Raw genomic sequence first — 13517 nt, 5'->3', positions numbered from 1 at the left:
GAGTCAACCCTCCAGGTCCGGCAGCGCACAGGCAGCCAGATGCAGTGCGTCCCGGATGGCCTGGTCGATGCTCAGCTCCTCCTGATCCGCCCACGCCCAGTGCTCGACGGCCGCGGTGAGAGCGGCATTGAGCACCATGCCCTGGACCAGCACGGGCAGGCTGTCGGGACTCTGGCCGCTCCTGTCGGCCAGCATGTGAGTGATCTCCCGGACCGCTTCGTCATGGCCCTGGAGCCAGACGGCTCGCAGCCCGGGCTCGGTCCTGGTCAGACGCACGAGGCCGCGCAGCGAGTCCAGCTCGCCGGCCGTGGCGAACGCGACCAGGGCACCCTCGCGCAGCAGGTCGGAAGGTGACCCGTCCGACAGACACTCGCGCAGGCGACCGACCAGGCCGTCGATGCCCGCGGTGAGCAGGGGCTGCACGCACTGCTCCTTGCTCGAGAAGTAGCGCCACAGCGTCCGGGTCGACATCCCAGCTGCGTTGGCGATCTCCTCGGCCGAAGTGCTCGCCACCCCTTTCGCCATGAAGAGGCGTACGGCCTCGTGGGCGATCTCCAGCTGGGTGGTGCGCCGGCGGCGATCGCTGATCCGGGGGCGGCCGAGACGGGGACCGGACTGTCCTGCGGGGGCCACCGGGTCACTGGCTGTGCTCATGTCGCAATTCTCACTTTTTGTCTCGCCGTGTCATTTTTGGCGCGTCGCGCCAAAAAGAGTACGTTCTCGTCTGTTCCATCCGAACGACCCAATCACATCCATCGGAGGTTGTTGATGCAGATTTCCATCGAGACCGAGAAGTGCTGCGGCGCGGGACAGTGCGTCCTGGCCGCTCCCGAGGTGTTCGACCAGCGCGAGGACGACGGGATCGTCATCCTGTTGGAGGAGAACCCGCCGGAGTCGGAGCATGAGAACGTACGCCAGGCCGCGGCCCTGTGCCCGGCAGCATGCATCGCGGTGCACGAGTGAGCCGCCCGTCACGCATCGTCGTGGTCGGCGCCTCGGCCGCCGGCCTCAGCGTGGTCGAGGGGCTGCGGCGCGGCGGCTACGAGGGGTCGCTGACCCTCATCGGCGACGAGTCGCATCTCCCCTACGACCGGCCGCCGCTGTCCAAGCAGCTGCTCTCCGGCGAGTGGTCGCCCGAGCGGCTGGCGCTGCGCTCGACCGAGGCGATCGACGCGCTCGACCTGGACCTACGGCTCGGCAGCGCCGCCGTCGCGCTCGACGCCGAGGCCCGCGAGGTCACGCTCGTCGACGGCGACCGGATCGGCTACGACGCCCTCGTGGTCGCCACCGGGACTCGCGCCCGACGGCTGCCCGGGACCGACGGCGTGGCCGGAGTGCACGTGCTGCGTACGTTGGAGGACGCGCTCGCTCTGCGTGAAGAACTGGCTCCCAAGCCACGTCTGGTCGTGGTCGGTGGCGGGTTCGTCGGCGCCGAGGCGGCGGCGGTCGCCCGTGACCTCGGCTGCGAGGTCACGCTCGTCACCAACGTCGCCCAGCCGATGGGCGATGTGCTCGGGGACGATCTCGGCGCGATGCTCCGTGTCGTCCACGCCGAGCGCGGCGTCTCGATCGAGACCGACGCCATGGTCGAAGGTGTGCTCACCTCCGACGGTCGGGTCGCCGGCGTACATCTGGCCGGTGGCCGGATGATCGCCGCCGACGCGGTCCTGATCGGCATCGGCGCGGTTCCCAACGTGGAGTGGCTCGCTTCGAGCGGTCTCCCGGTGGGCAACGGCGTGGAGTGCGACGCCACCCTCCACGCCGGCTCAGGGGTGTGGGCGGCAGGCGACATCGCCTCGTGGCTCGACCCACGCACCGGCGAGCGCCTGCGGATCGAGCACCGGACCAACGCCGCCGAGCAGGGCCTGGCCGTGGCGCGCAACATCCTGGCCGGCCCGGATGACGCGGCCCCGTTCGAGTCCGTGCCGTACGTCTGGTCGGACCAGTACGACCTGAAGATCCAGATCTACGGGCGCACCCGCGGCGCCGACGAGGTGCGGATCGTCGAGGGCAGCCTCGAGGACCGCAGGCTCGTCGCCCTGTTCGGAAAGGACGGCCGCGTCAGCGGCGTGGTCGGGGTGAACCTGGCCCGCGCGACCCGCGGCTACCGCAAGCTGGTCGCCGAGGCGGCCCCTATCGAGGAATCGAGCGCAGCATGACCACCCAGAACACTCCCAGCGACACGCTCACGGCCGGCGTCATCGGCCTGGGCATGATCGGCGGCGGCGTCGCCGTCAGCCTCGCCCGCCGCGGCCGCGTACCCGCGGTCTACGACATCCGTCCCGACGCCTCCGCCAACCTTGCCGGCGTCCCCGACCCGCTCTCCTCCCCCGCGCGGGTGGCCGAGGAGAGCGACGTGGTGATGGTCGCCGTCGTCGACGCCGACCAGGCCCGCGCGGTGATCGGCGGCCCCGACGGGCTGCTGTCCGCAGCCCACCCCGGCCTGACCATCGTCCTCCAGGCGACGGTCGCGCTCCCGGTCGTCCGCGAGCTCGCAGACCTGTGCGTCGAGCACGGTGTCGGCTTCCTGGACTGCGGCGTGACGCCAGGTGACAAGGCCGCCGAGAACGGCATGGTCGCCATCATCGGCGGCGACAAGGCCGTCGTCGACGCCGCGCGTCCCGTCCTCGACGACTGGGCCAAGAAGGTCGTTCACTGCGGCCCGACCGGCGCCGGGATGGCCACCAAGATCGCCCGCAACGTGATCACCTACGGCAGCTGGCGCACGGTCGCGGAGGCCGCGGCCCTCGCCCGGGCCGCCGGGGTAGACACTGCCCGGCTCGCCGAGGTCGTCGACACCGCCGACCCCGAGGGACGTACGCTCCTGCAGCTGCTCCGCATGGAGGGTCCCGACGGCACGCTGCCGGCCGGGATCGGGAGCAAGATCGAGCCGCTGATGACCAAGGACCTGGCCGCTGCCCGCGACCTGGCCACCACGCTGGGTGTCGACGTCCCGCTGGTCGAGGTCGCCCAGGCCAAGGCCCGGGAGACCACGCAGCTGCCCGAGGTCACCGAGACACCGGCCGAGCCTGCCGACGTGCACCAGTTCGGCCTGGAGATGATGGACCAGGTCTACGGACCGGGCTTCAGCGCCGCCATGCCGGAGGAAGCGGACCCGTTCACGGCCGAGACGGTCGACTACCTCTTCGCCAAGGTCTGGTCCCGGCCCGGGCTCTCGGTCAGGGACCGCCGTCTGCTCACCCTCGGCGTCGCCGCGACCGTCGGTAGGCCCGAGCTGATCCAGATCATCGCGAACGGCGGCCTCGTCAACGGCGAGCTGACCGCCGACCAGCTCGGCGAGGCCGCGCTCCACCTGGCGACCTACACCGGCTGGTGCAAGGCCACCGCCACCCACGCGGGCATCACCGCCGCCATCGCGGCCAACACCGAGCCCGACAGCACCCCCGACGACACCAAGGAGTCCAAGTGACCGAGACCCTCATCGACCAGCCCGCCCTCCGCGAGCCGAACAGGCCGTTCGACCCGCCCACCGCGTACACCGACCTGCGTGAGGACGAGCCTGTCACCAAGGTCCGCTTCCCCAACGGCAGCACCGGCTGGCTCGTCACGCGCTTCGAGGAGGGCGGCCAGGTCTTCACCGACCCCCGCTTCAGCGCGAAGCGCCACCGCCACGACACCCCGGAGGGCGAGGTGGCCACGGCAGACGACGAGACGCCGTTCGACGTCGGCTTCGTGTTCATGGACGAGCCCGACCACAGCGTCTTCCGTCGCCTGCTCACCGGCCGGTTCACCCCGAAGGCGGTCCAGACCAAGCTCCAGCCCTACATCGACAAGATCGTCGACGAGCACCTCGACGCGATCGAGGCCGGTCCGGAGACCTTCGACTTCGTCCAGGCGATGTCGCTGCCCATCCCATGCCTGGTCATCTGCGAGCTCCTCGGCGTCCCGTACGAGGACCGCGACGGCTTCCACGACGCCACCGTCGACCTGATGGACATGGGCAAGCCCCGCGAGGTGCGGGACAAGGGCGCCCACTGGCTGATCAGCTACATCACCGAGCTCGTCGCCGACAAGCGGCGTACCGGCGCGACCGACGGCATCCTGGCCGAGCTGATCAACAAGACCGACGGCGACCAGACCCCCATGACCGAGGAGCAGCTGATCGGCCTCGGTGTACTCCTCCTGTTCGCCGGGCACGACACCACCGCCGCGATGATGGGCCTCTCGACCCTGACCCTGCTCACCCACGACGAGCAGCGCCAGGACCTGATGGCGCACCCGGAGAAGATCGGCAGCACCGTCGAGGAGCTGATGCGCTATCTGACGATCGTGCAGTTCGGCCTCGGCCGCGTGGCCAAGGAGGACCTGGAACTCGGCGGCGCCCAGATCGAGAAGGGCGACCTCGTCGTCGTGGCGATGAACGCCGCCAACCGCGACCCCCGCGCCTTCGACGACCCCGACACCCTCGACATCGACCGCAAGGCGTTCCGCCACATGGGCTTCGGCTACGGCATCCACGCCTGCCTGGGCCAGAACGTCGCGCGCGCCGAGCTGCGTACCGTCCTGCCCAAGCTCTTCGAACGCTTCCCCGACCTTCGCCTGGCGACCCCGCTGGAGGAGGTGCCGATGGACTTCACCGGCACCAACTACGGAGTCCTCAAGCTCATGGTCACCCGCTGAGCCGTCTCGAACGACGCGGGGGTGTCGAGCACGAGCCCGGCACCCCCCGCGCCTCAGCGCATCCGCGTCAGCGGACCATCAAGGTGCCGCCGTCGACCGAGACGATCTGTCCAGTGATGAAGCGCGCCCCCTCTGAGGCATAGAAGGCGAGCACCGGGATGAAGTCCTTCTCCACGTCACCGAGCTTGCCGCCGAGCGGGACGTTCTGCCCCATGAACGCGTCGTGGGCGGCGAGAGCCTCGGGGCCCATCTCCGAGCGGGTCTTGTCGTACATCGGGGTCCAGATCGCGGGGGCGATCATGTTGAGCGACACGTTGTGCTTGCCCCACTCCTTGGCCGCGGTCCGGGTCCAGGCGATCACGCCACCCTTGCTCATCGCGTAGACCGACTTGTTCGGCAAGCCGATGACCCCGGCGGCGGAGGCGAAGTTGATGATCTGGCCACCCTCCCCCTTCAGATGCGCGAAGGCGGCCTGGTTGGTCAGCATGGTGCCCAGGGTGTTGACCGAGAGCACCTTGGTCCACAGGTCCACCGAGCTCTCCTCGGCGGGCGAGGACGGCGCGATGCCGGCGGCGTGGACCAGGACGTCGAGGCCACCCAGCTTCTCCACCGCGGCGGCGAAGGTGCTGTCGACCGACTCCTTGTCGGCGACGTCGACAGGGAGGAACTCCGCACCGGACTCCTCGGCGATCCGGGCGCCGGCATCCTCGGTGAGGTCGACCGAGACGACCTTGGCGCCCAGGGCCGGGAAGGACCGTACGAGGCCCTCCCCCATGCCACTCGCTCCGCCGGTGATGATGATGCGTCGTCCATCCAGACGAGTCACTGCCATGGCTGCACTTCCTTCTCGAGCTTCTTTTCGGGTGTGAGTCTGTGGTGACGTACGAGGCGCGGGGTGAGGCACTGCACGGACCGCGATCTTGCAGCGCCGAGCCAGAGGCCGGTGCCGTAGGCGAGGTCGTCGAGGCGGCGGCCGAGGAAGGTTGTGGGCCGGATGTCGGTCTCGTTGAGGGCGACGGCGGTGTCGACGACGAGCGCGGCGAGCACCATCCGGCGTGCGGTGCGGCTGAGCAGGCAGGCGACCAGCGTGAGTGGCCACCAGTGGCGCAGCAGGAGCGCTGACTCCTGGCGCAGCGACCAGCCGAGTCCTCGTACGGCGAGGCGCGAGGCGAGACCACGGCGGCCGGGTAGGTCGGGGAGAGCCTCCGAGACGACGCGGCTGCCCCAGATCAGCGAGGCGAGTGCTGCGGGTGCCGACCACCAGCGGCCGGCGAGGAGGGCGGCTCCGGCGGTGGCCATGGCCGGGGAGAGTATGGCCGGGGCGATCGCGTCCCCGTGGCGGCGGCCGAGCTCGGCGCCGCCGGTGCCGTAGACGAGCTTGCGGCCGAGCCAGCCGCGGATCGTTCCGCGGACCTCGTGCAGAGCCTCGAGGTCGGGCGCGTAGCGGACCACGTGTCCGGCCTCGACCAGTCTCCAGACCAGGTCGACGTCCTCGCCCACGCGCAGGTCGCCGGCGAAGCCGCCGACCTCTCGCAGGGTCGAGGTGCGGGCGACGAGGCAGGCGGACGGCAGCCAGCCGACGGCCGCGCCGGGACGCACCGAGCACGCTCTGGTGCCCAGGGAGAGCGAGGAGGCGGCCATGTCGTGGCGTTCGAACCACGCCGGCCGAGCCTTGTCGCTGTGCCCCCGCACCAGCGGCCCCACCAGCGCCACCCGAGGGTCCACGAGATGGCCGGCCAACTGCGCGAGCATCTTCGGGGCGGCGGCGACATCGGAGTCGACGAAGGCGACGTAGGTGGTGGTGACCTGGGTGAGTCCGGCGTTGCGGGCGCCGGCGGGTCCCAGGTTGTCGGTGAGCGCGAGGAGGGTGGCGCCGTGGCGGCGTACGACCTCCGCGACGGCGCCCGAGTCGCGGGAGGCGTCGTCGACGACGATGACGCCGAGCCCGCTCAGCCCGCTCAGGGCGGCCAGACAGCGGTCGAGGAGCTCGGGCCGGTCGTGGGCCGGGACGATCACCGTGAGCTCGGCCGGGTCGACGGGCGCCACGTCCGCGGGATCGGCGAGGTTGCCGTCGAGCAGGCGGCGAGCGATGACGTCGGTGGTGGCATCGTGGACCCGAACCTGCCTGCCGATCACACGGTCGGCGGCCGTGGGTGCCAGGCGCATGGACCGCAACGGGGAGCCGCCGACCAGCGACAAGCCACCGTCCGCCGTGGGCAGGAGACGTACGTCATCACGCACCCGCACCGTGAACCCATCCGGCAGCCTCACCCGCTGAAGCGTCATCCGCCGAAGCCTCCGTCGGCGGCGACGACCGAGCCGTTGAGCACCGCCCCGGCACGCGAGCAGGCGTGGACGACGGTGGCGGCGACCTCGTCGGGTGTGAGCGGGCGGCGCAGGAGCTGGTGTGCGGCGAGGTCGTCCGGGCCGACCGCGTAGAGGTCGGCGGTCGCGGCGAGCATCGCGGTATCTGTGGAGCCCGGCGAGACGGCGCAGGCGGTCACGCCCGTACCGGCCAGGTCGGCGGCCAGGCCTCTCACCAGGCCGATCACGGCATGCTTCGCGGCGTTGTAGGCGGCGAGGTGGAACAGCCCGCGCGAGCCCGCGGCGGAGGCGAGCGCGACGAACCGGCAGCCGCTGGGGTCGGGCCCGGCGAGCATCGCGGGGACGGCGGCGGCCGCGGTGTTCCAGACCCCGGCGACGTCGATCTGCCACTGCAGGTCGAGCGAGGTGTCCTCCCACAGCGGGCGACCGCCGGCGATAACCGCCGCACCTGCGACGGCGATGTCGAGCCGCCCCCACCTGTCCTTCGCAGCATCGACCGCGGCGGTCAGCGCCGCCGGGTCCCGTACGTCACCGACGACCGGTTCGATCCAGCCGGCCGGGAGCGAGGCGACCAGGGTGTCCAGGTCGCCCTGCGTGGCCTGGGGATAGCCGGCCGGAGAGTGCTCCCCCGCGCACCAGTCGAGCGCGACGACGCGTACGCGCTCGGCCACCAGGCCGCGCACTGTCGCCGCGCCGATCCCGCGCGCGGCACCGGTCACCAGCGCGACCCGTGTCGTCTCGACACTCATCGTGCCGCCACTCCCATCCGGAGCCGGTCATAGGCAGCGACGACCATCGCCTCGAGGATGCGCTTGCCCTGCTCGGCGCTCGCTCCGGTCGGGTCGCCGAGGACACCGTTGGCCGAGACGGCTTCGACGCCGCCTGCCCGCATCGCCGGCAGCAGCTCGATGATCGGGCGGGTGTTGCCGGGGACGGCCTGCCGCAGGCGTACCCTTTCGGGGGCCAGATGCAGCATGAGCGAGGTCTCGGTGCGGCCGGCGTGCGAGTCCGCGTCAGGGGTCTGACAGGGCACCCAGGACACCTCTCTCCCCTCGGTGCGAAGGACCGTGACGGCGGCCGTGACCGCGTCCAGGTTGCCGCCGTGACCGTTGACCAGGACGACCCGGGAGGCCCACGTGGTCAGCGAGCGGCCGAGTTCGACGAGGACCGAGGTGAGCACCGCGGTCCCGATCGAGATCGTCCCGGGAAACGACTGGTGCTCCCCGCTGGCACCGATCGGCACAGCCGGAGCGACGGAGGCGCCGATGAGCGGCGCGAGCTCGTCGGCCACCGCGGTCGCGATCACCGTGTCGACGTCGAGCGGCAGGTGGGGGCCGTGCTGCTCGGTGGACCCCACCGGCACCAGGACCGCGCCGCCCGGCACGATCTCCGGCCAGGGGCGGTCGACCAGGCTCACGGCCGGCCCGATGGTTGCCCGAGCGCGAGCTCGAAGCCGTCGGGGATCACCAGGTCCTCCGGCGTGAGGTCGTGGATGGAGGCCTTGCCCATGCCCAGGACCGCGGAGTCGAGGCCGTTGCGGAGGATGTCGAGGACGTTCTCGACACCGGCCTGGCCGTTGGCGCCCAGGCCCCACAGGTAGGCACGCCCGACCATCACCGCACGTGCGCCCAGGGCGAGCGCCTTGGCGACGTCGGAGCCGCGGCGTACGCCACCGTCGAGGAGCACCTCGATCTGGTCGCCCACCGCGGCGGCGATCGGGGGCAGCACCCGGATCGTGGCCGGAGTGCCGTCGAGGTTGTTGCCGCCGTGGTTGGAGACCGAGATCGCGTCCACGCCCGCGTCGACCGCGCGCAGCGCGTCGTCGACCCGGCACACGCCCTTGAGCATGAACGGCTTGCCGCCACTCAGCTCCTTCCAGGTGCTCACCATCCAGGCGACGTCGTCCCAAGACGGTGGCGGCGTGGTCATCCACTCGTAGTAGGCACCGAAGAACGTGGGCGGCTCCCCCAGGCTGCCGTCGTCGGCGATCGGTGCCAGGTTGGGTGCGGTCAGGTCCGGGATGCCACCGCTGCGGGCGTACGCCGCCAGCCATCTCCCCCGGCTCATCACCTGGGGAGCGAACCTGAGCATCGCGGAGAGGTCGACCTTCTCCGGGATCTCCGGGCTGCCCCAGTCGCGGCCCATGGAGAAGGACCAGTCGAGGGTGGCGATCAGCGCCTTCGCCCCGGCCGCGTGGGCCCGGCGCATCCGGCGGATCATCACGTCGCGGTCACCGGTCCAGTACATCTGGAAGAACGTCGCCGCGTTGGCCTCCACCACCTCCTCGACCGACTTCGAGGCGAAGTTGGACAGCCCCATCACCGTGCCCCGGGCCGCCGCCGCCCGCGCGACCGCAACCTCACCGTCGGGATGGACAGCCTGTACGCCGGTGGGCGAGATGATCACCGGAAACCCGATCTCCTGGCCCAGCACCGTGGTCGCCAGCTCGCGCTTGTCGTGATGGCCGGCCACGTGCGGCGCGAGCCCGAGGTCGGCGAACGCCTGCTGGTTGTCCGCGATCGTCTGGCCGCGCTCCGAGCCGGCCAGCAAGGCTGCGTACACGGGCTTCGGCAGCCGCTTGCGGGCACGCTCCTGCGCCACCGCGACGGACTCGAACCACGGGTTCTGCTTCCAGGGGTTCTTCCAGGGCATCTCAGTTCTCGCTTCTTCAAGAGGTTCAGTTGGGGGCGAAGCCGGCCAGCGGCGACTCGGCACACGCACTCACCGGCGGAGCCAGATCCGAGTCCGGACGCCGACGGGAGAGCGTCAGCAGCACCGGCGCGTTGCGGCTGGGGGCGCTGCGGGAGTGGTCCTGGCCGACTGCGGGGATGGTCCGGGCACCGGCCAGGGCGGTCTCGCCGTACCCCTGGACGCACTCGGGGTCCGGCCCGTCCAGCGGCAGGCCGGTGAAGAACTTCGCGGCCATGCAGCCGCCGCGGCAGGAGTCGTAGTGGGCGCACCCCGAGCAGGCGCCACCGGTCTGCGGCTCACGCAGCTCCTGGAAGAGCGCCGAGGTCTTCCACACATTGTCGAAGCCGCCGTCGGTGAGCAGGTTGCCGGCCAGGAACTGGTCGTGGATCGCGAACGGACAGGCATAGACATCGCCTACCGGGTCGATCAGGCACACCACGCGGCCGGCGCCGCACAGGTTGAGCCCCGGCAGTGCGCCACTCCCGTCCTCGGGCCCGAAGGCGGCCAGGTGGAAGAAGGAGTCCCCGGTGAGCACATGGTCGCCGTTGGCGACAAGCCACTCATAGAGCTCCCGCTGCTGCTCGGGCAGCGGATGGAGCTCGTCCCACACATCCGCCCCGCGGCCCGAGGGACGCAGCCGGGTCAGCCGCAGCGTTGCCCCGAACCGGTCCGCGATCGCCTTGAACTCGTCGAGCTGCCCGATGTTCTCCCGGGTGCAGACCACGCTGAGCTTGGCGTCGCGGAACCCCGCCTCGTGCAGGTTGCGCAGCGCGGTGATCGCGGTGTCGTAGGACCCCGTCCCCCGCACCCGGTCGTTGACCTCGGCCGTGGCACCGTCCAGCGAGATCTGGACATCCACGTAGTCGCTCGCGGCCAGCCACCGGGCCCGTTCCGGGGTGAGCCGGACGCCGTTGGTCGAGAACTTCACCCCGACGTCGTGGGCGACTGCATATTCGACCAGGTGCCAGAAGTCGGGACGTACGGTCGGCTCGCCACCGCCGATGTTCACGTAGAAGACCTGCATCCGCTGCAGCTCGTCGATCACCGCCTCGCACTGCTCGGTGGTCAGCTCGCGCGGGTCGCGCCGGCCGCTGCTCGACAGGCAGTGCGCGCACTCCAGGTTGCACGCGTAGGTCAGCTCCCAGGTCAGGCAGATCGGCGCATCCAGGCCGAGCTCGAAGTGCTCCACCAGCTTCATCACAGGCTCCTCACGTCACGGGACGGATCATGTCGGTCCGGGCCAGACCGGAGAGCGCAGCGACGTACGCAGCGTGCTGGCCCTCCGGCACTCCCGATGCCACGAGCGCACCGCGCACGTCCGGGTGCGACCCGAGGGCGCGCACGACCGCCACCAGCTCGGGGCGCTTGAGGAAGGTCAGCTTCCGGTTCCCGAAGTGGTAGGCCAGCGCCCCGAAGGGCTCGGGCCGCAGCTCGACCGACGGCGACAGCGCCCACGCGCTGTCCAGGCTCACGGCCATGCTCGGATCACTCAGCATGACGATGCTCAGTAGACGCCGCACATGCCGTCGATCGAGACCTCTTCGATCAACGACTCCTCGGTCAGGGCCTCGTCCACGACCTGGGTGTTCTCTTCAGGGTTCATGACAGCTCTCCTTCATCTTTCGGCGTCCGAGGACGCGGTCTTCGGTGACGCACACCACATTAATGACACTCGGGGTCAAAAAGATAGGGGTTCGCCCGAATCGGCGACTCTTTTGCCTTCGGCGCGCCTAACGCGGCTGATAGATTCCGACGAATGCCGACCAGCCCCGCCCCCGCGACGCGGCGCAGCTCGCTCCGCGGACGCCCCGCCGCCACCACGCACGCGGAGATCGAGCAGGCCGCCTTCCAGCTCTTCATGACCAAGGGCTTCGAGGCCACCACCCTCGACGACATCGGCGAGGCGATCGGGGTCGGCCGACGCACCATCACCCGCTACTACCCCTCCAAGAACGACATCCCCTGGGGCCAGTTCGACCGCACCCTCGACGCCTTCCGCGAGATCCTGCGCTCCATGCCCACCGAGCTCCCGCTCCACATTGCGGTCCACCGCGGCGTACTCGCCTTCAACGACTTCCCCACCGACGCCAGCCCCAGCCACCGCGACCGGATGCGCCTGATCCTCACCACCCCGGCCCTCCAGGCCCACTCGGTACTCCGCTACGCCAGCTGGCGCGAGGTCATCGCCGACTACGTCGCCGAGCGCACCGGCCTCCGCTCCGACGACCTCCTCCCCCAGACCGTCGGCCAGGTCTCCCTCGCCCTCGCCCTGACCTCCTACCAGGCATGGCTCGACGACGAGGACGCCTCGCTCCCCGACCTGCTCGACGCCACGATGGGCCACCTGCGCACGTACGTCTCGAGCTGACGCCTGCGGCTACAGGGCCGCGGCGACGGAGGTGCCCTGGGCGATCGCGCGCTTCGCGTCGAGCTCGGCGGCGGCTTCCACTGGGGACGGCGCACGAATGCGTCAGACCAGGGCTGGACCGCCTGCGTCCGGCTACTGTCCGGCTACTGTCCGGTCGAGAGTCACTCCAGACCATTGACAACCGTCACTAATAATCATGTTTCCGCAGGTCAACCGCCGGTTTCCGTCGGCCCCAATCACCAACCCTTCACACGGGACCGCTCCCCGGCTTACAGGCCAGCCCGTCCGCTCATCGGCCTGATCCGGTGTCACTGATCGAGGTTGCGGACGGCGATGCCCTCCAACGCCCTCTTCACGGCCTTCTCCACCGCAGAGGCGGGTACGCCGGCCGGAACGACGAGCATCCCGATCGATGCCTCGCTCTCGTCGGCGAAGGTGCGATGGACGGCGGCCAGGGCCTGCTCGATCTCCCGCTGGGGGTCCGTGCACTCGCGCCTGAGCCATCGGCGAAGCACGCGGTTGTGTGCCGCGACGACTGCCGCGGCCGTCATCTCGGCACGGAGCTCCGCCTCTGGCGAGGCGTCGGCCCAGTGGCTCAGGTAGCGACGGAAGAGGCGCTGGTAGCGGGCACCACTCACCAGCTCACGCTCACGGAGAGCCGGCACGGTGGAGGTCAGCCCATAGCGCTCCCGCGCACGCTCGCCCTCCGCGACGTAGTGGAACAGCACGATCTTGACCGCGTCCGTGACGGCGGCGAGGCCGGCGTCTGCGGGCGAGGAACGGAGTCGCTCTTCGACGCGGCCGAGAATCTCATCGTGGTCAGGGAAGATCACCGCTTCCTTGGACCCGAAGGAGCGGAAGAAGGTGCTGCGGCTGACGCCGGCCTCGGACGCGATGTCGTCGACAGAGGTGGCGGCGTACCCCTGGATCCCGAACAGGCGGAACGCCGCATCCGAGATCTCGTCACGCGCTGCTGCCATCACTCTCCCTTTTGGAACGATCCCTGGACATCATGCCGCATGACACTTAGTCTCACTCATTGACACTGAAGTTCACAAGGAGTCCCGTTGAGCGCCGAGCCCACCACCGCACCCGATTCCTCGGGCGCCGAGATCGATCTGCACACGACTGCCGGGAAGCTGGCCGAGCTGGAGCGTCGTCTTGACGAGGCTGTCCATGCTGGTTCCGCCAAGGCGGTGGAGAAGCAGCATGCGAAGGGGCGTCAGACCGCGCGGGAGCGGATCGCGATGTTGTTGGATGAGGGCTCCTTCCAGGAGGTCGATGAGCTGGCCCGGCACCGGTCGACCGCGTTCGGGCTGGAGAAGAACCGGCCCTTCGGGGACGGGGTGGTGACCGGGTACGGCACCATCGACGGCCGCCAGGTGTGTGTGTTCTCCCAGGACTTCACCGTCTTCGGTGGGTCGCTGGGTGAGGTCTATGGCGAGAAGATCACCAAGATCATGGACCTGGCCATCAAGACCGGGTCCCCGCT

16 protein-coding genes are annotated in these 13517 nt (G+C 70.4%); 6 read left to right on the top strand and 10 right to left on the bottom strand.

Translation table 11 applies throughout. From position 1 onward, the window contains the following. Nucleotides 1-3: 3 nt before the first annotated feature. Nucleotides 4-654, bottom strand: a complete 651-nt coding sequence (locus tag ABT304_RS13675; protein WP_350715894.1) for a TetR/AcrR family transcriptional regulator — start codon at nt 652-654, stop codon at nt 4-6. Between the two features lie 114 nt (nt 655-768). On the opposite strand from ABT304_RS13675, the gene ABT304_RS13670 reads away from it, so the two are divergent. The 4 genes from ABT304_RS13670 to ABT304_RS13655 are packed head-to-tail and all read left to right on the top strand — an operon-like array spanning nt 769 to nt 4641. Beyond that, nucleotides 769-963, top strand: a complete 195-nt coding sequence (locus ABT304_RS13670) for a ferredoxin (RefSeq protein WP_179658712.1) — start codon at nt 769-771, stop codon at nt 961-963. Next, entirely contained in the window at nt 960-2159 is a 1200-nt protein-coding gene (locus tag ABT304_RS13665; RefSeq protein WP_350715892.1) for an NAD(P)/FAD-dependent oxidoreductase, read from the top strand. The genes ABT304_RS13670 and ABT304_RS13665 overlap by 4 nt, the downstream gene beginning before the upstream one ends. Next, on the top strand, nt 2156-3430 hold the full coding sequence (locus ABT304_RS13660) for an NAD(P)-binding domain-containing protein (protein WP_350715890.1): 1275 nt from the start codon (nt 2156-2158) through the stop codon (nt 3428-3430). Before ABT304_RS13665 ends, ABT304_RS13660 begins: the two co-directional genes overlap by 4 nt. After that, nucleotides 3427-4641 (top strand): cytochrome P450, encoded by a 1215-nt coding sequence (locus tag ABT304_RS13655; protein ID WP_350715888.1) that lies wholly within the window; start codon nt 3427-3429, stop codon nt 4639-4641. The genes ABT304_RS13660 and ABT304_RS13655 overlap by 4 nt, the downstream gene beginning before the upstream one ends. A gap of 67 nt (nt 4642-4708) precedes the next feature. Here the strand turns inward: ABT304_RS13655 and ABT304_RS13650 are convergent, their stop codons facing one another. From ABT304_RS13650 to mftA, 8 genes are read right to left on the bottom strand one after another with little or no spacing between them, the layout of a single operon-like run. Continuing rightward, nucleotides 4709-5473: an SDR family NAD(P)-dependent oxidoreductase gene (locus ABT304_RS13650; RefSeq protein ID WP_350715886.1), complete on the bottom strand. Its 765-nt coding sequence runs from the start codon at nt 5471-5473 to the stop codon at nt 4709-4711. Further along, nucleotides 5464-6927, bottom strand: coding sequence for a mycofactocin biosynthesis glycosyltransferase MftF (mftF, locus tag ABT304_RS13645; protein WP_350715884.1), 1464 nt, complete (start codon nt 6925-6927; stop codon nt 5464-5466). The genes ABT304_RS13650 and mftF overlap by 10 nt, the downstream gene beginning before the upstream one ends. Beyond that, nucleotides 6924-7715, bottom strand: coding sequence for a mycofactocin-coupled SDR family oxidoreductase (locus tag ABT304_RS13640; protein WP_350715882.1), 792 nt, complete (start codon nt 7713-7715; stop codon nt 6924-6926). The genes mftF and ABT304_RS13640 overlap by 4 nt, the downstream gene beginning before the upstream one ends. Continuing rightward, complete coding sequence (gene mftE, locus ABT304_RS13635; protein WP_350715880.1) at nt 7712-8383, bottom strand: mycofactocin biosynthesis peptidyl-dipeptidase MftE; 672 nt, start codon at nt 8381-8383, stop codon at nt 7712-7714. The genes ABT304_RS13640 and mftE overlap by 4 nt, the downstream gene beginning before the upstream one ends. Continuing rightward, on the bottom strand, nt 8380-9618 hold the full coding sequence (gene mftD, locus ABT304_RS13630; protein ID WP_350715878.1) for a pre-mycofactocin synthase MftD: 1239 nt from the start codon (nt 9616-9618) through the stop codon (nt 8380-8382). The genes mftE and mftD overlap by 4 nt, the downstream gene beginning before the upstream one ends. Before the next feature lie 25 nt (nt 9619-9643). Then, entirely contained in the window at nt 9644-10855 is a 1212-nt protein-coding gene (mftC, locus tag ABT304_RS13625; RefSeq protein ID WP_350715876.1) for a mycofactocin radical SAM maturase, read from the bottom strand. Nucleotides 10856-10865: 10 nt separating this feature from the next. Next, nucleotides 10866-11135: a mycofactocin biosynthesis chaperone MftB gene (gene mftB / locus ABT304_RS13620; protein WP_350715874.1), complete on the bottom strand. Its 270-nt coding sequence runs from the start codon at nt 11133-11135 to the stop codon at nt 10866-10868. 26 nt (nt 11136-11161) lie between these two features. Next, nucleotides 11162-11260 carry a mycofactocin precursor MftA gene (gene mftA / locus ABT304_RS13615; protein ID WP_179658722.1) on the bottom strand — a complete coding sequence of 33 codons (99 nt, stop codon included), beginning with the start codon at nt 11258-11260 and terminating at the stop codon, nt 11162-11164. A gap of 153 nt (nt 11261-11413) precedes the next feature. Between mftA and mftR the strand changes: the two genes are divergently transcribed. After that, complete coding sequence (mftR, locus tag ABT304_RS13610) at nt 11414-12025, top strand: mycofactocin system transcriptional regulator MftR (RefSeq protein WP_179658723.1); 612 nt, start codon at nt 11414-11416, stop codon at nt 12023-12025. A 308-nt stretch (nt 12026-12333) separates the two neighbouring features. On the opposite strand, the gene ABT304_RS13605 is transcribed toward mftR, so the two are convergent. Then, nucleotides 12334-13005, bottom strand: a complete 672-nt coding sequence (locus ABT304_RS13605) for a TetR/AcrR family transcriptional regulator (RefSeq protein WP_160022120.1) — start codon at nt 13003-13005, stop codon at nt 12334-12336. A gap of 87 nt (nt 13006-13092) precedes the next feature. Here ABT304_RS13605 and ABT304_RS13600 point away from each other — a divergent pair. Further along, the coding region (locus ABT304_RS13600; protein ID WP_350715871.1) for a carboxyl transferase domain-containing protein at nt 13093-13517 on the top strand (425 nt) is incomplete at its 3' end.

The sequence above is a fragment of the Nocardioides sp. NPDC000445 genome, assembly GCF_040300245.1.
In the GTDB taxonomy this organism is placed as follows: domain Bacteria; phylum Actinomycetota; class Actinomycetes; order Propionibacteriales; family Nocardioidaceae; genus Nocardioides.
Note: the sequence above shows the minus strand (reverse complement) of the source record. Positions and strands in the feature narration are given on the sequence as shown.